This window comes from Rhizobium sp. Rhizsp42 (genome assembly GCF_047304155.1).
Taxonomy (GTDB): Bacteria; Pseudomonadota; Alphaproteobacteria; order Rhizobiales; family Rhizobiaceae; genus Rhizobium.
Genome location: NZ_JBGLYS010000014.1, coordinates 1 through 19,791, shown reverse-complemented (window position 1 = coordinate 19,791; position 19,791 = coordinate 1). Strand labels below are relative to the sequence as shown.

At 58.0% G+C, this 19,791-nt stretch carries 15 protein-coding genes and 1 pseudogene; 13 read left to right on the top strand and 3 right to left on the bottom strand.

Annotation, left to right across the window (positions count from 1 at the left end):
- Positions 1-86: 86 nt before the first annotated feature.
- The 9 genes from ACCD05_RS15135 (at position 87) to ACCD05_RS15095 (ending at position 12,558) form a co-directional block, all read left to right on the top strand.
- A complete protein-coding gene (locus ACCD05_RS15135) occupies positions 87-272 on the top strand; it encodes a hypothetical protein (RefSeq protein ID WP_413393687.1) in 186 nt (61 codons plus the stop codon).
- Positions 269-2,302 (top strand): hypothetical protein, encoded by a 2,034-nt coding sequence (locus ACCD05_RS15130; RefSeq protein WP_413393685.1) that lies wholly within the window; start codon positions 269-271, stop codon positions 2,300-2,302. The genes ACCD05_RS15135 and ACCD05_RS15130 overlap by 4 nt, the downstream gene beginning before the upstream one ends.
- A gap of 90 nt (positions 2,303-2,392) precedes the next feature.
- Positions 2,393-3,415 (top strand): hypothetical protein, encoded by a 1,023-nt coding sequence (locus ACCD05_RS15125; protein WP_413393683.1) that lies wholly within the window; start codon positions 2,393-2,395, stop codon positions 3,413-3,415.
- Positions 3,369-4,217, top strand: a complete 849-nt coding sequence (locus ACCD05_RS15120) for a hypothetical protein (protein ID WP_413393681.1) — start codon at positions 3,369-3,371, stop codon at positions 4,215-4,217. Before ACCD05_RS15125 ends, ACCD05_RS15120 begins: the two co-directional genes overlap by 47 nt.
- Positions 4,218-4,494: 277 nt before the next feature.
- Positions 4,495-4,893, top strand: coding sequence for a hypothetical protein (locus ACCD05_RS15115; protein ID WP_413393679.1), 399 nt, complete (start codon positions 4,495-4,497; stop codon positions 4,891-4,893).
- On the top strand, positions 4,890-5,300 hold the full coding sequence (locus ACCD05_RS15110; protein ID WP_413393678.1) for a hypothetical protein: 411 nt from the start codon (positions 4,890-4,892) through the stop codon (positions 5,298-5,300). Before ACCD05_RS15115 ends, ACCD05_RS15110 begins: the two co-directional genes overlap by 4 nt.
- 4 nt (positions 5,301-5,304) lie before the next feature.
- The gene (locus ACCD05_RS15105; RefSeq protein ID WP_142843349.1) at positions 5,305-5,925 is read left to right on the top strand and encodes a hypothetical protein; all 621 of its coding nucleotides are present in this window, start codon (positions 5,305-5,307) and stop codon (positions 5,923-5,925) included.
- A 253-nt stretch (positions 5,926-6,178) separates the two neighbouring features.
- Entirely contained in the window at positions 6,179-7,636 is a 1,458-nt protein-coding gene (locus ACCD05_RS15100; RefSeq protein WP_413393677.1) for a Shedu immune nuclease family protein, read from the top strand.
- A gap of 59 nt (positions 7,637-7,695) precedes the next feature.
- A complete protein-coding gene (locus ACCD05_RS15095) occupies positions 7,696-12,558 on the top strand; it encodes an ATP-binding protein (protein ID WP_413393675.1) in 4,863 nt (1,620 codons plus the stop codon).
- A gap of 614 nt (positions 12,559-13,172) precedes the next feature.
- On the opposite strand, the gene ACCD05_RS15090 is transcribed toward ACCD05_RS15095, so the two are convergent.
- Positions 13,173-14,330 carry an RHE_PE00001 family protein gene (locus tag ACCD05_RS15090; protein WP_413393673.1) on the bottom strand — a complete coding sequence of 386 codons (1,158 nt, stop codon included), beginning with the start codon at positions 14,328-14,330 and terminating at the stop codon, positions 13,173-13,175.
- 190 nt (positions 14,331-14,520) lie between these two features.
- Between ACCD05_RS15090 and ACCD05_RS15085 the strand changes: the two are divergent.
- Positions 14,521-15,667 (top strand): annotated as a pseudogene (locus tag ACCD05_RS15085) (tyrosine-type recombinase/integrase).
- 71 nt (positions 15,668-15,738) lie between these two features.
- The gene (locus ACCD05_RS15080; RefSeq protein ID WP_111562533.1) at positions 15,739-16,455 is read left to right on the top strand and encodes a 3-keto-5-aminohexanoate cleavage protein; all 717 of its coding nucleotides are present in this window, start codon (positions 15,739-15,741) and stop codon (positions 16,453-16,455) included.
- Between the two features lie 109 nt (positions 16,456-16,564).
- Here the strand turns inward: ACCD05_RS15080 and ACCD05_RS15075 are convergent, their stop codons facing one another.
- On the bottom strand, positions 16,565-17,584 hold the full coding sequence (locus ACCD05_RS15075) for a serine hydrolase domain-containing protein (protein ID WP_413393671.1): 1,020 nt from the start codon (positions 17,582-17,584) through the stop codon (positions 16,565-16,567).
- Between the two features lie 153 nt (positions 17,585-17,737).
- Positions 17,738-18,484, bottom strand: a complete 747-nt coding sequence (locus ACCD05_RS15070; RefSeq protein WP_413393669.1) for an SDR family oxidoreductase — start codon at positions 18,482-18,484, stop codon at positions 17,738-17,740.
- Positions 18,485-18,576: 92 nt separating this feature from the next.
- On the opposite strand from ACCD05_RS15070, the gene ACCD05_RS15065 reads away from it, so the two are divergent.
- Together ACCD05_RS15065 and ACCD05_RS15060 are read left to right on the top strand one after the other, a co-directional pair.
- A complete protein-coding gene (locus ACCD05_RS15065) occupies positions 18,577-19,521 on the top strand; it encodes a cupin domain-containing protein (RefSeq protein WP_413393667.1) in 945 nt (314 codons plus the stop codon).
- Entirely contained in the window at positions 19,505-19,693 is a 189-nt protein-coding gene (locus ACCD05_RS15060; protein ID WP_413393666.1) for a hypothetical protein, read from the top strand. The genes ACCD05_RS15065 and ACCD05_RS15060 overlap by 17 nt, the downstream gene beginning before the upstream one ends.
- The last annotated feature ends 98 nt before the right edge of the window (positions 19,694-19,791 follow it).

Here is a 19,791-nt window from a genome sequence, read left to right as displayed (position 1 = left end):
GATTGATCGCGGGACGGTATCGACCACTCGACGTATCCGTAAGGGTCGAGCCTTGGCTAAACCGCGCGGTAGCGCTGAGCCATTCGATGGGCCTCGTTAGCGTTAATAAAGGATCGGTGGTTGTTCTGACGGACGAAGGTCGCAAAGCAGCTGAGGCAGTCGCCAAAGATAGCGGCGTGCTTGACGCCGAGAAAGCCTTCCTTTCCGAGGTGGCGCCGAAACTAACTGATGGATTTATGAAAACGGTCTGGCGTCCGGAGAACCTTGTATGACTTTTAAACTGAGACGCCTCAAGCTTCGTGCGCTCACAGAGCGGGGCTGGTACGGAGTTGAACTCGGTTTCACCGACGGGCTAAATGTTCTTTGGGCCGACAACACCATGGGTAAATCAACCTGCCTTCAAGGGATGATTTACGTTCTTGGTTTGGAACGAATGCTGAGCCCTCGCCGAGAGATCCCTCTTCCACACGCGATGACAAGCCATCTTGTGACAGATAGTGGCGAGAGCGTGCGGGTCGTTGAATCTGACGTGATGCTTGAACTGGAAAACTCAGTCGGCACAATAGTGACGGTCCATCGCCCGGTCGTCTCAAAACTCGACGACCGCCTGATAACAGTAAATTTCGGCCCTGGTCTGTCTGAACCTGAAGGCCAGTATCGGACCCAGCAGTTCTTCGTGCGAGACCCGGGTGCTGCTCAACGTGAGGACGGTTTTCATCATTTCCTCGAGAATTTTCTTGGCTGGGAGCTTCCCGTCGTTCGAGGCTACGAGAAAGAAGACATCAAGCTCTATCTCGAAACCGTGTTCCCGCTGTTCTGGGTGGAGCAAAAGTCTGGGTGGTCCTCCATCCCCGCAGCCATCCCGACATATTTCCGCATTCGAGAAGTCCACAAACGAGCAGTGGAGTTCATCGCGGGGCTTGAGGCCTATGAGATCGAGCGCAAACGTGAACAGCTAAATCAACGCATCACCGTTCTTACCAGCAGATGGGAAACAAATTGGCATGACCTCAGCCAGCTGCTGAACAGATCTGCGTCACGCATTGAGGCACTTGGTTCGAAGCCAATCGTTGATTTGAATGCGATCGCGAAAGCCTTCGTGTCAGTGGCAACACAAGGTGGCTGGACGCCACTTGATGAGCATCTTCGATCGCTGAAGTCCGAACTCGACACTATTTCCCAAGCCGAAGTGCCGGTCGTGTCCGACAATGTCCCCGCCATAGAAGCCAAACTCGCCGAGGTGATCGCCCACGCGGAGAGCCTCAATGTCCAGCGCCTTTCATTAAACGGCGTGAGGCAGGTAAAATTAGCAGACGTTGACGCCCTGACACGGCGAATCCAGACTCTGCGAGAAGATCTTCAAAAAAACCAGGATGTTCAAAAGCTACAGCGCTTTTCAGGCGTTCAATGGTCACTTAGCCCTGACCGGTGCCCCACCTGCGAACAAGGCTTGCAGGACACTCTACTATCGCAAAATGCGCTAGCATCGATCATGCCAATCGAAGATAATATCTCATACATCAAATCTGAAATTAGAATGTTTGAAGACATACTTCGGCGCGAAGAAGAGGAAAATCGAGAGCGTGAAGGATTACTCTCACAACTAAATCGAGATCTCAGCGAAGCATACACGGCAATAAGAACACTAAGAGCTGATTTAGTAGCGCCGGCGACGAGCGTTTCGGCTTCAGCGATTGAAGAGCGACTTCTGATTGAACGGAAGATTCGAGATTTTTCCGAACTGCGGTCTTTCTTTGACGATGCGGTGAGCAGTTTCAGCGCCCTGTCTGAGCAGTATACGACGCTTCTTCAACAGAGAAGCGCGCTTCCTGACGACGAGCTGTCCGACAGCGATAAGGCAAAGCTCAACCGTCTGTCTGAATTGCTACGTGCACAGGCGCGGCAGTTTGGATTTAAAACCTTTCAACCCGACGATCTTGCTATCTCCCAGGATACGTATCGTCCCGAGGTTGAGGGTTTTGAGATCGGTTTTGAGACATCCGCAAGCGACGCAATAAGATTGAAATGGGCGTATCAGCTTGGGCTGCTCGAACTCGCCGCTTCTTACAGCACGAACCATCCAGGTGTTTTGGTCTTCGACGAACCGCGTCAACAATCATCTTCGAAGGTCAGCTTCGAGCAGCTTTTGCGACGAGCAGCGACATCGAAGGCTCGTGGACAACAAGTGATTTTCTCCACGAGTGAGGATTTGTCGATCCTAGAACCGATGATAGGCGAGATTGACTGCACCAAGATCATTCTTAGAGGGCACGTCCTACAACCAATTTCGACAGGTGATTGACGCGAACCTGCCGTGACGCCAGCAGGAGCCGAAGATGAACAACTTCTCTGTCGAGCTAGGTCGACGAGCGGCAGACGAGATTGACCTAGGATGACAGCTCTCAGCTTTTATGCGGCTCTCCTTGACCAGATGGATCTGGCCCTCGAACATCTCGACAAGGGCGGCGTTCATGATGCCCGGTTTGCGTTGATGCTGACCGACAATGCGGTAGAGCTAGCAATCCATAGGCTCGCTACAGAAAAGCACGCTCACCTCAAGAGCTGGCACCATTTAGAGGAGGCGTACCCCCATAAGCTGGAGTTGGCCGAGGCTGTCGGACAGTCCTTCGACGCGAAGCTAAAGTTTGCACGTATCGAGAAGATGGTCACAGAGGAGCAGGCGCGGACAGTTGCAATAATGCATGAGTTCCGAAACGAGCTGTACCATGTCGGCCTCCAGCACGAAGCCATCCTGCCAGCCATTGCTAATTTCTACTTCTCGGTAGCCTGCGACATTCTGAAAGCGTTTCCCGGGCGTGGTCTTTACTACGGCAATAAGATGGTAATCCCGGAACGCGCGAAGAAGTATTTCAACAGCAGCAGACTCAATCCGGCCGAACTAGGTGACTTCGAGAAGGCGTGCGCAACGCTGAAGGATCGGTGCCATTTTGATAGAGGCAAGACGATCGGTGCGCTCGCGGACCATATGGATCTTATCATCACTGAGAACAATGTTTACCTCGATGTCATCTCAACTGGCGTGTTTCCCAAGGGGAAGGGGATCACGCGAGATCAGGCGACAATCAATTGCCAGACATGGCGGCTGGCCTTCTCGCCTGTGGGTCACAAGTTCGCAAGCGAGAATGGCTTTTCCGGCAGATCTATCCATGACCTTGTTGATTGGCTCGCCGCCAACTACCGCCTGACGATCAAGAAGGATCCCGTTCCAGGATGGAAGCGGCGGGTTCAGCGCTTGCGCTCTAAGGCCAACACACATCTGGCCGTCGCCACCTATGTCGACTTCCTGAGAGACACCTTGCAATTCCGCGAGGATCTCGCGGAGAGTTGCGCAGCCGCCGAGGCTGAGATTGACCGTCAAATTGACGAAATCCGCGCTCGCCGTCGAAAGGATTGATCCTCCTATGTTGAGATTCACGGATCCGCAGGAGCCAACGATCGCTGATCGACGTATCCGCCCACTTTGTTTCGCCGCTCCTGGTGACGAATATTACAGTCTGGATGGGTTCGAGCTCACTCTGCAGGATGGGACGGTCGCTCGCCGTTTTCAGTTCGGTCTTCAGGGCACCGCTGTTCTCTTCCAGTACCGAGGACGACATTTTGCCGTCTTCACGCGCCACCAGATAGCAACAATCTCGGGCGAAACAGTAACGGCTTTCAAGGACCGCATGGACTATCTGGTGGTGCTGATGGACGATGGCACCGACAGCACCAGCATTCCGTTCAACACATACCTTTTCTCGCCTGAGGCCAACGAGGACGAAAGTGACTATGTGATCGGTATGGTGGAATACGAAATGCTACCAGCATACTCGCGAGAGCAGTTCTTCCCCGTCGAACTTCGCCTCACTGGTCGCGCTGGTGATTTAGCTTTAGCTTCAGGCTTGCCAAGCCATCTCCAGCGAATAGTCATGGAGAACGGCGGTATGCGGATCCATCCAATCTGCAAGTCGGGAGACCTCGCTTCCCGCAATATCTTCGGCGTGCTGCGATATCCTGAGGACGCGCAGCCTTTGGACGGCATGAGTGGTGGAGCTGTCTTTGTCACACGACTAGCGAGTGATGGTCATTCCTTCGAGATCTTCTTGGACGGCATCATCCAGCGGGGCGGAGGCGGCTACGTCCGCTATCTCGGTCTTGAGACCATTCTAAACCGGATAGATGGCCATCTCGCAGAGCGAAATTCGAGGTTCCGATAGAGGAGGCTTATAGGACATCAGGCCTCTGAAAAACCAGTATGTCCGATTTTTAGAGAAGGCGATATATGTTGGCCATGAGCGGAATTCCTAGCATTTTTAGGGACAATTCGCCGTCGGGGGGAACATGGGGACAATCACAGCGAAGATCCTCCGGTCATTTGGGCTGCGCCGCAGCGCCAATGAGGCGGAGGCCGCGGGCCAGGAGCGTGGGCTGCTGGCGGCAGATCGGCGAAAGCCGGAGAACAAACGACCACGCAAAGTTACATACCTGGAGATCATGGACGATCTCGCGACCGGGGACCCGGGAAGTTTCCTCGATCGGAAGATCCAGTCTCTCATGGCCTTCGATATGTGGCCGCCGCAGTCGATGACTGAGACCTTCGACAAGGTTCGAGAGAGCGGTCAGGACAATGCTTGGACGACATCCGTGCCGGGTATATCGAAACTCATCATGGTCTCGTATCCGCAAATCTATCGCACGATTAGCATCCAGTTCGGCCCAGCCCGGGCGACATTTGCTCTCGATGGCGTTCGCTACAGGGTACAGGGAAAGACACCAGCCATGGCGCTCATGGCCGTCCATCTGACGGCGAACCGGATCCGCCACCCGGCCGCCGATGGAACGACCGGACTTGGGCCGCTAGTTGAAGTTCTTGGGGAATGCGAAGAGCGATGACGCTGGAAAAACTGTCATCTCCACAATCCGGTACAAAGCTCAACACACTCGGACTGGCCGCCTATATGAGTCCGGAAGGCGCACCTGGTCACGATGTCATCGTTGTCGTCGATGGACAGCCGAAATCGATCGAGGTGAAGACGCGACAGTTTCTGCGGCGGCCTACCGAGATCACGCGTTGGCCTGTAGAGATGAACAAGAAGGGCGACGCAGACTTCTTCATCTTCATCGAACTCGATCTGCGGACGATCGCACCGACATTCTACGTCCTGACGAACGAGCAGGCTCGCGCGGTCCATAGGAACTATGAGGGCGGGGGGAATTGCTATCCGCCAGAGGTTCGAAAGCAGATCCGGCCCAACGACTTCTCTGTGTTGGGGTCAGGTGTCGCGGTTCTCGAAAGCTAGGCGGATGAGCGACACGACACAGAGCCGTAGCCTCCAGATCAGCCCGAAGTACACAGTCGCGTTCTGGCGCGGCCTCGAACTGGATCCCGACAATCCGAAACAGGGGGAATGGCTAAAGGCAGTCGATGTACTGAGGGATCGCATACAGGGCCGCTTCATCAAGCCAGCACAGACCCTGATCGATGTCGATAAAGCTAACAAGCCGCAGACATATGGCTTTGCGATCCTCGCCTTGGATTGCCTCGTTCTCGAGACAATTCAGGGTTTCCGTGAGGGGGTGACCAACCACACACGTCAAAGCGGTCGGCTGTTCAGAGAGTTCCTGAGTAACTGGCAGCCATTTATCGATTGTCTCGGCGCTGGCATGGTGGCGACGAAGAAGGCTGACGAGTTCTATAGCCAAGGGCGATGCGCACTCCATCATAGCGGGGCGACCGAAAAGATGACGGTCGGGGTCAGCGGCCCAATAATGCGCTTCGATAATGGTCAGATCACTGTGAACCGCACACTGTTCCACACAGAGTTGGAAGCGGAGTTTGATCGATATTTGGCAACCTTGGCCGACCCGCACTCTGTAGATCTTCGAAAGAAATTTCTCCTGAAAATGAACACCATATGTGGATGATGATAGCAACGACGGCATCCAGTCGGTTTCACCTGCTAACGCGCTGATTATTTCGTCGCGAGCCTTATGGATCTTCAATTGTTTCAAGATAGGGCGCGCCTGTCGAACAGGGTGGCTTGCTCTGATCTCAGCAGGCGCAACCACCGTGAAGAGGGACGGCGCGGTTCGCCTGCAAGTGCCACCTTTTCCGTCCGCCCCGATTGCAGGTTGTACTCGTTACACCTATGTTTTCCCAATATTTATAGGATAGCGTATGGCAACCTTCGGCCCCCAGTTCGGTGATGACGACAAAGGTACTCTTTTCCTGCAGAGAAAGGGGCCCGGCTTCGTCGAGGTGTTCTTCACACCATCCGATCGGCGAATCGCGATCGCTGACCTCACCGAAATCAATACGACGCAGGTGCTCATACGCTTCGATGCGGGCAAGCACACAACCACGCTGTTCCCGATCAACACCATGCCGGAATCTGAAGATTTCCTGATGCCGAAATATGATCCTATCGTGTCGATTGAGATCATTGAAGACGAAGATTTCTTTCAGGATTTCAACGAATTTCGTACCATCGAGGATGTTCAGGCTTTCCTCGCCGAGGGCATGCCGAAGGGGTTTGTAAAAGACCCGAATTTCGGTCTCGGCCTCGAGCGCAAGCTTTCGTTTGTCGTGAATGCTATCAGGCAAGTCGAAGGCGTGACAAACCTGCGTGTCACCGACAAGCGCGAGCTGGACGTCGGCGTGACGGATGATGGTACGACATACGAGATCGGCTATACGCTCTTCGACGAGTTACGCCTGAATGCAAACAGGTTCGAGAAGAAGGCACAGGTTTTGACGCGGCGGAAGAAGCTACAGGCTGCGTATACCAATCTCCTGACGCGCCTGGACAGTGAAAAGTTCCCAGTAAGGGTCTTTGACCGCGCCCCCGATGACATCGCCGACGTGATTGGCGACACGATCACGGATACCAAGCTCTCGGATAACGACCGGGCAGCCCTGGTCAATATGGCCTCGGCGTCCGTCCGCACTTCGATGAAGTCGCAGCGCGGCGGCCTGCTGAAGCTGCACGACGAGATTGAACTCGCCTCGCTCGATGAACTGATTGCACGTATCGAGGAGCGGTTCGCTGAACGAACGACCGAACTGCAATGGCAAAAACTCCTCGAGGCCAACCCCTTCATTCTCGATATGGCGTTCAATGTGCCGGTTTTGCTCGTGCAGGGCCAAGCGCATGTGGGAGGCCGGATCCTGAATGGCTCTGGCGAAAAGATTGCCGATTTCCTGCTCACCAACAAGCTGACCGACAGTATAGCGGTGCTCGAGATCAAGACTCCTGGGGCAGAGCTCATCGGCAAAAGGGAATATCGGGGGGGCGTATACACCGCGTCGACAGAGTTAGTTGGCGCCGTGGCGCAGGTGATTGACCAGATCGACAAGTTGCGTAGCGACATCTATCGGCTTCAATCGCAGAACCGCGCGGTCCCGCTCGCAACCTATGGCGTCAGGGGAATGATTCTAGCGGGTATCATCCCCGAAGGTCCACGAAAGCGTGCGTTCGAGCTGTATCGTGCAAGTCTCGCTGGCGTAGCCATCATTACATTCGATGAGCTGCTCTCAAAGCTCAAGTCGCTTCGCGATCTACTTGGCGGAAAGGCCGAGATTGCCCCCAAAACTACACCGAGCCACGCACGCCAATTCGAGGACCTGCTTGGATGACTGCTCGCAAAGCCGCTCGAACGTCAAAGCCTGCTGGTGGACGCGCGACCGAGGGAGGCATGGATTTTCAGGCCGAGGTCGGTACATGGCTCGCCGCGCATATCCTGGCCCGTATTCCGGTCGGCGGACGCTTTGGACTTGCGAACGCGGCACTTCCAGTCAGCCTGCGTTTGGAGACTGGAGAAGGCCTCGATGACATCGAGCTTGGACAGGATGACGATGCCCGGATCGACTTTCAGAGCAAGACCAGCGCTGGCCTGACGCAGGGTGCCGAAAGCCCACTTGGCAAAACCATCGCACAACTTGTCAGGACCATGGTCGAAGCGCGAACAACAGGTGTTGCCGTCGATGTCGCGCGTTATCGGGCCATCCTTGCGGTAAGCACCACCGCGCCCCGTACGCTCGATAAGCTCGAGAAAGGCTGCCGGGCTTTCGATACCGGAGGCACCTGGACAACGGTGAAGTCGCAGCGCAGCCGGGTTGAAGCCGACGCACTGGAACTCTTCGAGACCCACGCACGCGCCGCCTGTGTGGATCTTGTCGTCGACCCTCCGAGCGACGACGAGCTTGTCACGATGGCCCGTCTGTTCAAAGTCGTCCGTTTCTCGATGGACGCGGGCGAAGATAACTGGCGCGAGGCCTCCCGCGTGCTCGGATCACGCGTCTACGGCTCGGAGGCTGCAGGCGACGCGCCCTTGCGAGATCTCAAAACCATTGTCCGGAACCTCATTGGCAGCGGTGCGCCAGCGGATCGCGAAGGGCTGTTGCGAGCACTCCGCGCGCTGCATCACAACGATATAGGTGCTCCCGGCTATGACGCCGATTTCGCTCGCCTCTCCGCCGTTACCGATGCAGAGCTTACCCGGCTGACTGGCCATACGCGCTTGCCGATCGAGGGCGGGATACCAATTCCCCGTCAAAGTGACAGCCCCATGGCGTCAGCCATCGCGACCGGTTCGCTCATTGTGATCGGCGAGCCCGGCGCAGGAAAAACCGGAGCCCTGGTAGCGCTGGCACAAGCACGCCGCGCCGCCGGCGAGAGGGTCATCTTTCTCTCGGTCGATCGCTTCCCAGGCGTTGCCACTGCTGCCGATCTCCAATCCGAGCTTCAGCTCGCTCGACCGCTAGCCGAGGTACTGGCAGCAGCGCCAGGCGCAGGTCGAAAACTGATCATCATCGACGCGCTCGATGCAGCGCGCGGCGGCCCTGCCGAAGCCGTGTTCGCGCAGTTAATTGAAACAATGGCTACAAAGGACAAGTCCTGGACGATCGCGGCGTCTATCCGCACGTTCGATCTCAGAAATGGCCGGCGTTTTCGCGACGCACTCCCCGGGTCCCCGCCCGACCCGGAATACGCCGATCCGACGCTACGCAATGTTCGCCATTTCAACGTGCCGCGCCTGAGCAATCCAGATCTCCGTCAGGCTGGCGCGGACGCGAGCGCACTTGGCACCTTGCTTGATGCGGCACCTGAACGGCTGCGCGATCTCCTACGAAACATCTTCAACCTCTCGCTCGCTGCACAACTGCTTTCTGATGGCGTTGATCCGGACAGTATTCGAACAGTCTCGACCCAATCGGATCTGATCGACGCTTATGAGGATCGACGGCTGCCGGGCACGCCGCTGCATCGCGCCGCTGGCGCGACGGTTGATGTGATGGTTCGCCGCAGCCGCCTCGCGGTCCGAAAGGTGCTCATTGCAAATGATAGTGTCGATGAAGTGATTGCTTCGGGTGTGCTTGCTGAAACGGGGGACCTCGTCAGCTTTTCGCATCACGTTCTCTTCGATCATGTCGCCGGACGGTTCTTTTTGGAATGGGACGATCCCCCGCTCCTGATCGCGCAGCTGAAAGGCGGTAGTGCGATCGCCCTGATGCTCGCGCCAGCTTTGCGTTTTGCCGTCGAGCGGCTTTGGCGTAGCGATAGCGAGGGAAAGCGTGCTGTTTGGCGGCTGATTGCTGACATCTACGCTACCGCCAACGTCAATCCTGTATTGGCGAATGTCGCCTTGCGGACGGCGCTAGAGGGTGTGAACTCGCCGTCTGACATTGCGGGCCTGATTTCGTTGATCCAAGCCCGTGCCGCCGATGGTGCGATGGCGACGCTGTTGTCACGGCTCGCGCGCTTCGTTGGGCTTCTGGTCGATACCTCGGGATGTGTTGCGCGCCAGACGGCGACTGCGTGGGCAGAGGTCGCTGACACCGCGATCACGACAGGCGTTCGCGAAATGTCCGATCCAACGCGGCTCCTGCTCCAGATATTGTTCGAAAAAGCCGATCTGTCTGATGTGCCGCTTCTCAACCTATTCGGCCGTACTTCGCGAGCTCTCTTGACCCTCGCGTGGACGGCTGAGCCGCCGATGCAACAAACGGCGATAAATGCGATCCGGTTCGTGGGCAAAAGTTTTGCTGCCGAGCCTGCGGCATCCCGGGCGCTGCTGGATCGTATCCTGCGCGATCCACACTTTTCGGCGTACGCCGACAAGGAAGCGAGCTGGCTGACGGAACAGATCTTGCCGATTGCCCGATCAGATACCGACTTCGCCGTCGAAATTTACCGAGTGCTTTACTCGCGCGAAATCAGCGATGACAGTGTCTCGCATTTTGGCGGTCAGCCCAGCCGGATCATGCCGCTTTCTTCAAATCGCAGACAGGACTATCTCCACTGTCGATATCATCTGGGCAAGGACGCGCGGCAGCTGCTTGACCTATCGGCATATGCAGGCACGCGCGCTGCGATCGAGGTGGCATTGGGTGAAATTGATCGTGATCTTCAGATTGGCGATCGACGGCGCCGTGTATTCGTCGCCGGGCGCGAGCCGTTCGATCTCATTGGCAATGATTTTGCGCAACTCGCGTGGGATCAATCTAACGGACGGGGTAGCGGCACGGAGGATAATGTTCTTGGCCATTTTGTCGGCTTTTTGCGAGGTTGCCCGACGGCTGCATTTGTCGAGTGCATCGAGGCAGCCGCAATTGGATATTCAAGTCCTGCCGTGTGGGCGCGGCTGCTAGGCGTCGGGGCGGAGCGGGTCGCTGAGCTCGCAGGAGAGCTGTGGCCATATGCGAGCAATCTTACGATCCTCACCCATCAGGTTACAGTCAGGGACGCCGTTCGCTTTGTGGCCGCCGCCTATCCTCACCGTTCGATCGAGGGCCGCGCGGATTTCGAAGCAGAGGTTCTTCGCCCAGATCTGTTCAGCGACGAATATGAACAGCGTTGGTGGCGACGGGTCTTGAGCCGTTTCGTATCTTCCGTCGATGAGGCGTCGATAGCAACAGATGCGATGCGTGCGTTCCGCGCCGAACTGGCAAACGCGGACGAGCTTGCCGGAAATCCGCCTCTTCGGACTATGACGGTCACCTCAGGGCCTGCGCGCGGAATGATGCGCCAAATCCTCGCCGAAGAAGGCGTCGATGTCGAAGACGGCATGAACGCGCAAATGATCGACCAGTCGGAAGCGCTTGCGGAGAGGGTGAGGCAAACTCCCCCTCAAAGCAACGCGACTGCTTTGTCGGCTTTGTGGCTGGAGACAGAAGCGACCATTTTTCTGTTCGACGCGAACGCCGCTTCCCTCCATGCAAGCGTCGAACAGCCTGTCTGGGGCAATATTAGCAATGCGATCGAAATGATCGCCGGTAGCGAAGCGTATGTCCCCGAAAACGAGGGTATGCCTTCACTCGCTTTATTGCTTGGCGTTCTGCATCGCCTTTGGGCAAGCCGGTTCCCGGAGCCGAAAGACGGTGAAGACAACGTACGCAGCTATGGCAATTGGGCAGTTCGTGTATATGCGGCCGAGGCCTATGTGCACCTTGCAAATAGGTTCGGAGAGGATCGGCCCGAAATAATCGACATGATTGAAGCGGTTCTGGCGGACCCGGTACCAGTGGTGCGGGTGCAAGCGGCCGAAAACCTGCAGGTACTAAGTCGTGTCGCGCCGCAAAAAATGTGGGAGCTGGCCGAGCGCATCGTGCGCAATGAACCAAATGTCGATGTACTTACCTTCCACGTCGCTCACGTCCTGTCACGTTTGATCTGGAGCGACGTCGACCGCGCGGAAGGGCTGATAGAGATCGTCGAACAGCGCCGGCACAGCTTCGTTCGGAGAGAGAATTCCGGCCGCGATGAACTTTCCGAAGTTCTGGGTGGACTCGTAGCTCAGCTCTGGGCTGGACAGAGCCGAGAAAAAGCGCTGCAGTGGCTAATTGAATGGCTGAAGGATCTGGTCACGAACCAGGACCTGCTAATAGCGTTCATCTCGCCGCTTCGCGAGGCGTTCATCGCGCGCTATAAGTCAGACCAAGACAATGACCAGCCGCTTTCGGATCGCGCGCAGCGTGGATCAATGCTTATCCTTGAAGTCTGCTCAGCTGCCGCGACAGAAAGCTATGCTGTTTTGATCGCCGACGACAGGGAGGGTGCCGCGCGAGACGCGGCGATTGCCCGATACCGGGCGGCAGAGCAGATCATCCACCATCTCATGAACCAACTCTACTTCGGTTCAGGGGCATATCAGGAGAGCAGCAACCCAAGTCAAGGGCTTGACACCTCTGAGGCCATGAGCAAGTTCCTCGCCGACTATCGCCCGATGCTGGCACTGCTGTCGAAGTCTCACGAGCCGGCAACGCATCATCATCTCATCGAGCTTTACGAATATTTGATCCCTGGTGATCCCGCAGGTGTCTTCAAGGCGCTCCACGGGATCCTTTTGGGCGCCGGCATGCGAGAGGGATATCACCACGAAAGCCTCGCGCTCAAATTGATCGTCGGTATCGTCACGCGCTTCCTTGCGGATTATCGTTCCCTTTTTGAAGATGGAGTATGCCGCACCGAACTGCTTGAGATCCTCAAGCTGTTTTCCGACGTCGGCTGGCCCGACGCGATGAAGCTGCTCTACGACTTGCCGGAGCTGTTACGCTGAGGTTGTCAGGGACCGAAATCATATAACAGGAGGGGGACAATAGGGGCAGATATCAGTGACAGCGAACTTCGGCGCGTCTGGAACCAGAAGACAATCCCTATAGTTCTGAGACGCGGCGGCAAAGGCCAGCGGATACGGGCACGCCTCCCTTACTCCCAGCACAATCGGCTTTGGCTGCAACCCGGGCAAAAGCTGCAGCCTGCCTGGATCGAGCCTCTGCAATGCTGGGAACTGCCAAAAGCTTGGTTCAACGACTTCGTGACACGGGCGCTGGAGAAATACAGGCAGCTTTATGTGATCCAGCCCTATCGCGAGCAGGAGAAATGTTCCCCTTCCTGCATGAATGCCCAGCACCATGAATGCCAATGTTCGTGCATGGGAGCCAACCACGGCGCCAGCAACGATGGGAGTTGGTTTGAAGTCTCGGAAGCGTTCGCGAGCCGCTGGGGAGATCAACATCTGGCTTGCAGACTTATTACCCGCAAACGCGCGGACCCGGTCTAACCACGGTGGAAGGGTCACTTAATTGATGCAGGATTTCTCTGATCGGCGCGCATCCACAAAGCGACGCTATCTGGATCGCGCGGCGGTCCCGATCCAAATAGTGACAGGTGCTACAGGATCCCCCACGCCCGAAACCTCCCCCTCCCCGTCATCTCCCTGAGGCCGAGTTCCAAAACGATCCGCCGCGCCGCCTGCGGTGTGACGTCGAGCGTTTTCGCCACCATGCCGGCCGACACCAACGGTTTCGCCATCACCAACTCGACCAGCTCCGGCAGTTTTGAGGATGTCCGCCGCCCTTCCAGCTTTCTTTCGAACATCGTTTTCGCCAACGTCAGCCGGTCATGTTCCTTCATGCCAATCTCCGCGGCCGCCAAAAATCCGTGGGCGATGGCGAGCAGCCGGGTTTCCCGGTCGCGATGCCGGCGCCGATCGACGGGGATGGTTTTGAGGCCGAGATTGATGGCAGCGAGATGAGATCCGGTGGTGACGCCCGCCTGACGCAGGATCGACGCGGCAAACAGCCGGCCCAGCCAGGGCGCGTGCTGCAAGACAGCAAGCTCGTTCCAGGCATCGAGGGCGACGATCGCCTGCAGCACCACCGGCAGATCTTCGGCTTGCCGCAGCACGGCACGCCATTCGTCGAGCCGGACATCCTCGTCCCAGTCGAGATCGTAGATCATCGGATCTTTTTCCGGACGGCTGGCCGTCGCGCGGGCGCCGGCGCGGCTGGCCCGCGTTGCGTCCTCGATGGCGGCGGACGATCGGGCCAGCGTCGCATCGATGGCCGCGAGGTCGACGCCGGGGAGATCTTTGGCTTCATCGCTGTCTCTCCCCTCCCCTTCCGCATCGACGGCGACCGCGATCTGGGCGACGCCGGCGGGTGCCGCAGCTTCGGCGCCGCCCACACCGGTGTCCGACGTCTGTCGCAGTGTTCTGATACCCTCTGCGGACAGGGCCCAATCCGGCAATTGGCCAGAAATCCGCCGGCGGGTGCGCAGCACGTCGCGGGCGACGGTGAGTTCATGGGTGGGGGTGCGAGTATCGCGAAATGCGTCGTGGAGGACGAGGTCTTCGAGATGGACGAGTTCGCCGTCGATCCACAGCGAGGCGCACGCATCGGCGAAGTGGGTGCGCGCAATCCAGCCGGCGCCGACCGGCGAACGGGCGATGCGCTCGTCCAGACGCGTCAGCGCGACACCGGCGTCGAAAGCCGGCCGGATCAAGGCTGTCATGCTGATTTTTGCGAGATCGTAAGCCATTGAAATCATGGTAAATGATTTCTTATACGAACTCTATATGAATATTACGGTTCCCCACATGGTATGATTGTGCATTGGGGTGCTAACCATCGATAAGTACCTCTTATCGATGGTAGATTGATTTCGGCCCTCAAATCAGGAAATACAATGCGAGTGGACGGCTGCATCGCTGGACAGCACCGTGTTTCGGAGCCCTTTGATGCCGTCCACATCGAAATCCGCCGTCGAACGCCGATCGGAAGAACTCGACACAATCGCGTCCGTCCTGCCGATCGAGCGCCGCGACGAGCTCGCCGAGCTGTTGACCGACCAGGATGTCGAAACGCTGCGCCATCTTGTCACCAAGGCACGGGCGACAATACCCTTCGAGCACGACGTCAGATCTCGCCTATCTCGAAGCCTGGGGACTCGCCGCAACTGGGTGCTGCCTGCCTTGGCCGGCGCCCGAGGCGCTGCTGCTGAAGTTCGTCGCGCACCACCTCTGGGACCCAGAGAAACGGGCGACTGAACCTGATCACGGTATGCCGCCAGAGGTCGACGACAACCTCCGCCGCCAAGGGTTTCAAATCCAGCGGCCCGCATGCGCCGGCGACCGTGCGCCGGCGGCTGGCAAACTGGTTGACCCTGACCAGATGGCGCGGCCTCGACGGCGCCTTCGCCTCTCCTGCTCTCAAATCCGCCATTCGGCTGGCCGTGCGCGCCGTGCCGTGGACGCGTCGCCGTAAGAGCGCCAAGGCGGTGACCGGAGACATACTGACAAAGTTGTTGGCCACCTGTGCGACCGGTAGCCTGCGAGACATCAGGGACCGGGCGATCCTCTTGGTCGCCTTCGCCTCCGGCGGCCGCCGGCGCAGCGAGATCGCAGGCCTTAGCCTGGAGCAACTGACCGAGGAAGCTGCGATCGCGACCGAAGGCGGCCCTCCCCTCCCCTCTCTCGCCATCCATCTCGGCCGCACCAAAACGACATCAGGCGAGCAGGACGACGTCGTCTATCTCACCGGCCGGCCGGTCGAGGCTTTGAATGCCTGGCTGACGGCAGCGAAGATCGACAAGGGCAGTGTCTTCAGGGCGATCGGAAGATGGGGCACCGTCTCGCGTCGGGCGCTTGATCCGCAGTCGGTCAACGCGATCCTGAAGCAGCGGGCGGAGATGGCTGGATTGGGTTCTCGGCAGCTTTCGGCGCACGGCCTTCGGTCGGGCTACCTGATCGAGGCTGCAAACCATGGCATCATGGCATCCCCCTCCCTGAGGCCATGGAGCAATCAAGGCATCGCACGGTTCAGCAGGCCTCCAGCAATTACAACAACGCTGCGAGGAGGACCGGACGGGCAGCAAGGCTCCTCTGACAGCCAGCGTGGGGCCCATTGCGGACGGTCTTTACCTAGTTAAGCTGGACTTCAAAGCGATGGAGATGGCAATGATCGTACAAGCTTGTATCAACGGCGCTCGTCCCAACGATTATCACCCTCGTCTCCCCACAACAGCTGCAGCCATCGCCTTGGACTGCGCCGCGTGCACTGATGCGGGAGCCGGGGAACTTCACATCCACCCCCGCGGCCGAGATGGGAGGGAGAGCCTTTCAGTAGTTGATGACACCATACTCGCGGTTCGGCAGTCTTGTCCGGGAACTCTTTTAGGTGTGTCGACCGGGGCATGGATCGAGAGTGACGAGAAGCGCACCAAGGACTGCATCTCGCGATGGAACGTGCTTCCCGACTATGCCTCTGTCAATCTCTCCGAGGCTGATGCGCCAGTAGTCATGGAGTTGCTGGACCGCATGGGCGTCGGCATTGAAGCCGGATTGGCTTCGGTGGCGGATGCCGAGCGATTCGCCTCTCTTCCGAACTGCAACCAAGTGTTCCGCATCCTTATCGTGGTCGAAGAGCAGAACCCAGCGAAAGCCGATGCGGTTGCTGATGGAATAGAAACGTTGCTGCGGCGTGCCAACCTTCTGCGGCCAGTTCTCCTGCACGGATTTGACGCGACGGTATGGCACTTTGTCAGCCGCGCCCGGAAAAGTCGATTGTCCACCCGCGTCGGACTGGAGGACGGACGCTTGCTGAGGAACGGTAATATGGCCTCGGGGAACAACGAACTCGTCGGGGACGCCGTCGGCATCTTCACACCGGGCTGATTTACACCCGAAACGGATGAGGGGCGCGCAAACGCGACGTGCAAAAGCGTCGACGCAGCAAAGCCCCTCCTAAACCGAACCTTTGCTCTGCCTCCGCATCAGAGTTTTGTCACGGCGCGGCGGTGGCGAGCTGTTGCAACAGCTTGACGAAATGGCTCGTTCTGACGCCCTTCGCGTTTTGGGCCAAGTCCACGGTCTGGACGACGACCAGATGCTTTGACGGCACAATGGCAATAGCCTGACCGCCATAACCAGACGCCATCGCCGCACCGGGACCAAACACGTCAGGGTTCAACGTCCACCAGAGATAGCCGTATCCCATGCTGCCGCGATCGGTAGCGGAATAGGCTGTCGCGGATTCTCTCACCCATGAAGCAGGAATGACCTGCCGCCCGTCCCAGCGCCCTCCATCGAGATAGAGCTGGCCAAAGCGGGCTGCATCCCTGGCACTGAGGCGAAACGGATAGGCGGGATGCTCTGACTGACGTTCGGCCACATATCGACCGTCTTCGGCGGAGAAATCCTGCATGCCGATGGGCTGTGCGATGCGTTCCGCGAAGTTTCGGAAAATGTCCCCGCCTGTCTGCTGCCGATAAATCGCACCAAGCGCGTTGAAATCCCAGTTGTTGTAGAACCAGAACGTGCCAGGCGGATGGCTTTCGCGCCCCGGGCGCTTCTGGCGGATATCGTCGGTTTCGTAAGCTGCCGCATGATAAATGCCCGAACACGCCGTGAGCAGATCGCGCACGGTTGCCTGTTTTTCCGCCCCGGTCAGCACCGGAGGTTTGTCGTCAATGCCAAGATCAGCAAGGGTGCTGCCGAGATCGATGCGGCCCTCTGACACCGCTATGCCGTAAAGTGCGCTGAGCAGGCTCCTGCGCACGGAAGCGACATTCACCTTGCGGGTCACCTCACCCCAACTGGCAATCACGTCGCCGTTCTGCACGACCATGACCGCCGTCGGCTTCAAGATGTCTGCATAGTCCTGCGCCGCCTTCAGTCGTTCAACGCACCAGCCTGCAGATGAAGGTTCGACAGTTTTCCAAGGCTGCGCGCTCGCACCACCGCCGAGCGAGATGATGAAAGCGGACACGATAGCAAGGAAGTTCAGACGCATAAAAATGACCATGGCAGCACCTGTTCTCTATCATGGCGGCGCAACCATGGCCTTGCTAGATCGACATCGCAAAAGTTCTCTGCCTTGGCGACCAAAATTGAGACTTCCGCGACAACAGAAACGTTCGCGGAGCCGGAAACCGGCCCCGATCGCTTGTGCTTCTCCTCAGTGTGCTTGAGCCAGAGCGACGGCGTCGGCACCAGCGGGAAAACGAAGCCGGTTTACGGTATCGTGAACGGCCTGCCAGATTGCTTCCGCAACATCGCTTTCCTTGGTGGTCATTGCCGGTTTCGCAAATGCCACAAGAATAGGCTTCGCAAAGTCAGCATAGTCGCCGGGAAGCAGCTCTGAGAAAGGGACAATGGCATTCGCCCCGAAACGCGTGGTTGGTGCATAGCCGGGCTCTACGAGCTTCATGCGGATCCCGAAATAGCCAAGCTCATGCGCGAGCGAAGCCGAAAATCCTTCGATGGCCTGTTTGGTGGCGGTATAGGCCGCCGCGAGTGGAAACTCTCCCAGAGCGACGCTTGATGTGACATTGACGATGGCTCCGGATCGCCGCTCGCGCATCTGCGGGATGACTGCCTTGCACATCGCCATAACGCCGATTGTGTTGGTCTCGAAAAGCTGCCGGATAAGGGACATTGGCATCGCCTCGAATGCACCGACACCGCCGAGACCGGCATTGTTCACCAGCACGTCGATTGGGCCGGCGGCTTCGAAAAGGCTGGCGATGCTGTCGGGGCTGGTGACATCGAGCGGCAGCACGCGCAGATGGTCGCTTTCGGCGAACAGCGAAGGGTCAGGGCGCCGCATGGTCGCAACGACATTCCACCCATGAGATAGGAAGTGTTCGGCGGTGGCTTTGCCATAGCCCGATGATGTACCGGTGATGAGAATGGTCTTGGTCATGTCAATCTCCTGGTTGCGGTCAGACAAGAATAGACAGTCACCTAGAGACGATCTATGGTTCAGCATCCAAGGTTAATTATGGATCGTCCAGAATGGACCCGCTCAGCGATATCATTACTCTATTGCGGCCGAGCGCCGCGATAGCGAAGCCCACCTCCGGGCGCGGCCAATGGGGCGTTCGCTACCGATCCTATAATGCACCCGGATTTACGGTCGTCCTGACCGGAGAAGCATGGGTGACGCTTGGTGACCGGAAGCCGCTCCGGATTGCCGAAGGCGACTTTCTCCTTTTGCCGACGACGCCGGCGTTCTCGCTATGTAGCGAACCCGCCGTCGCCTGCATTCTCGCTGAACCTCTGGCTAAGGCTGTTCGTCACGGCGAGCAGGGAGGAGAGCCGGATTTCTCGGCGCTGGGCGGGAGCTTCTCGATTGAGAACGTCAACGCGTCGCTGCTGCTCGCGCTGCTGCCCGATGCAATTCATATACCCGCTTCGGCCGGGCGCGGGACGCGATTTGGCCGCGTGATCGAACTGTTGTCTGAGGAGTGCGTTGCCGACTATCCCGGTAAAGAACTGATCATCCAGCGACTGCTGGAGACGCTGCTGATAGAGGCATTGAGGTGGGACATTATCGGAAACCGCGAAGCCTCGGCGGGCTTGCTAAATGGGCTGCGCGATCCCGCCATGGCCCGTGCCCTGCGTGCCATCCACGAGGACGTTCGAGCGCGGTGGACAGTCGCCGATCTTGCAGGAATAGCGGGCATGTCGAGATCGGGTTTTGCCGCGCGGTTCAACGAGGTCGTTGGCTTTGCGCCAATTGAATATCTGGCGCGCTGGCGCATCGCTATTGCCAAGAAGGCACTGCTGAGCGGTGCAAAGTCCCTTGACCGGATAGCGGATGAAATAGGTTACGAATCCGCCAATGCGTTCAGCACAGCGTTCAGCAAAAGGCTCGGCTGCTCCCCGGGCAGGTTCGCCAGAATGCACGCCGGTGCCAGCCCAGGGACGCCTGCGGTCAGCGGTGGCAGTTTGGCATGATCTCAGTTTGGCGGGATGTGGAAGGTGCCTCTCTGACCTCGTCTGGTTCTTCGGCAGCGCCATCGTCGCCCTGATGCTCTCGCTCATTGCCTTCCTGATGGAACTGCTCTCTGCCGGCCGCAGCATCCTGCTGCAGATCCGCGACAACCGGCCTCCGAAGGCGGGGCGGTAAGTCTACAGTGTTTGTCTGGGAAAGATTGGTTGCGGGGGCAGGATTTGAACCTGCGGCCTTCAGGTTATGAGCCTGACGAGCTACCGGGCTGCTCCACC

Bases quoted from the DNA above. Each gene is read 5' to 3' on its own strand.
- ACCD05_RS15065 (WP_413393667.1), top strand. From the start codon at position 18,577: ATGGACCCGCTCAGCGATATCATTACTCTATTGCGGCCGAGCGCCGCG.
- ACCD05_RS15125 (WP_413393683.1), top strand. From the start codon at position 2,393: ATGACAGCTCTCAGCTTTTATGCGGCTCTCCTTGACCAGATGGATCTG.
- ACCD05_RS15075 (WP_413393671.1), bottom strand. From the start codon at position 17,584: ATGGTCATTTTTATGCGTCTGAACTTCCTTGCTATCGTGTCCGCTTTC.
- ACCD05_RS15095 (WP_413393675.1), top strand. From the start codon at position 7,696: ATGGATTTTCAGGCCGAGGTCGGTACATGGCTCGCCGCGCATATCCTG.
- ACCD05_RS15100 (WP_413393677.1), top strand. From the start codon at position 6,179: ATGGCAACCTTCGGCCCCCAGTTCGGTGATGACGACAAAGGTACTCTT.
- ACCD05_RS15105 (WP_142843349.1), top strand. From the start codon at position 5,305: ATGAGCGACACGACACAGAGCCGTAGCCTCCAGATCAGCCCGAAGTAC.
- ACCD05_RS15080 (WP_111562533.1), top strand. From the start codon at position 15,739: ATGATCGTACAAGCTTGTATCAACGGCGCTCGTCCCAACGATTATCAC.
- ACCD05_RS15090 (WP_413393673.1), bottom strand. From the start codon at position 14,330: ATGATTTCAATGGCTTACGATCTCGCAAAAATCAGCATGACAGCCTTG.
- ACCD05_RS15070 (WP_413393669.1), bottom strand. From the start codon at position 18,484: ATGACCAAGACCATTCTCATCACCGGTACATCATCGGGCTATGGCAAA.
- ACCD05_RS15115 (WP_413393679.1), top strand. From the start codon at position 4,495: ATGGACGATCTCGCGACCGGGGACCCGGGAAGTTTCCTCGATCGGAAG.
- ACCD05_RS15110 (WP_413393678.1), top strand. From the start codon at position 4,890: ATGACGCTGGAAAAACTGTCATCTCCACAATCCGGTACAAAGCTCAAC.
- ACCD05_RS15135 (WP_413393687.1), top strand. From the start codon at position 87: ATGGGCCTCGTTAGCGTTAATAAAGGATCGGTGGTTGTTCTGACGGAC.
- ACCD05_RS15130 (WP_413393685.1), top strand. From the start codon at position 269: ATGACTTTTAAACTGAGACGCCTCAAGCTTCGTGCGCTCACAGAGCGG.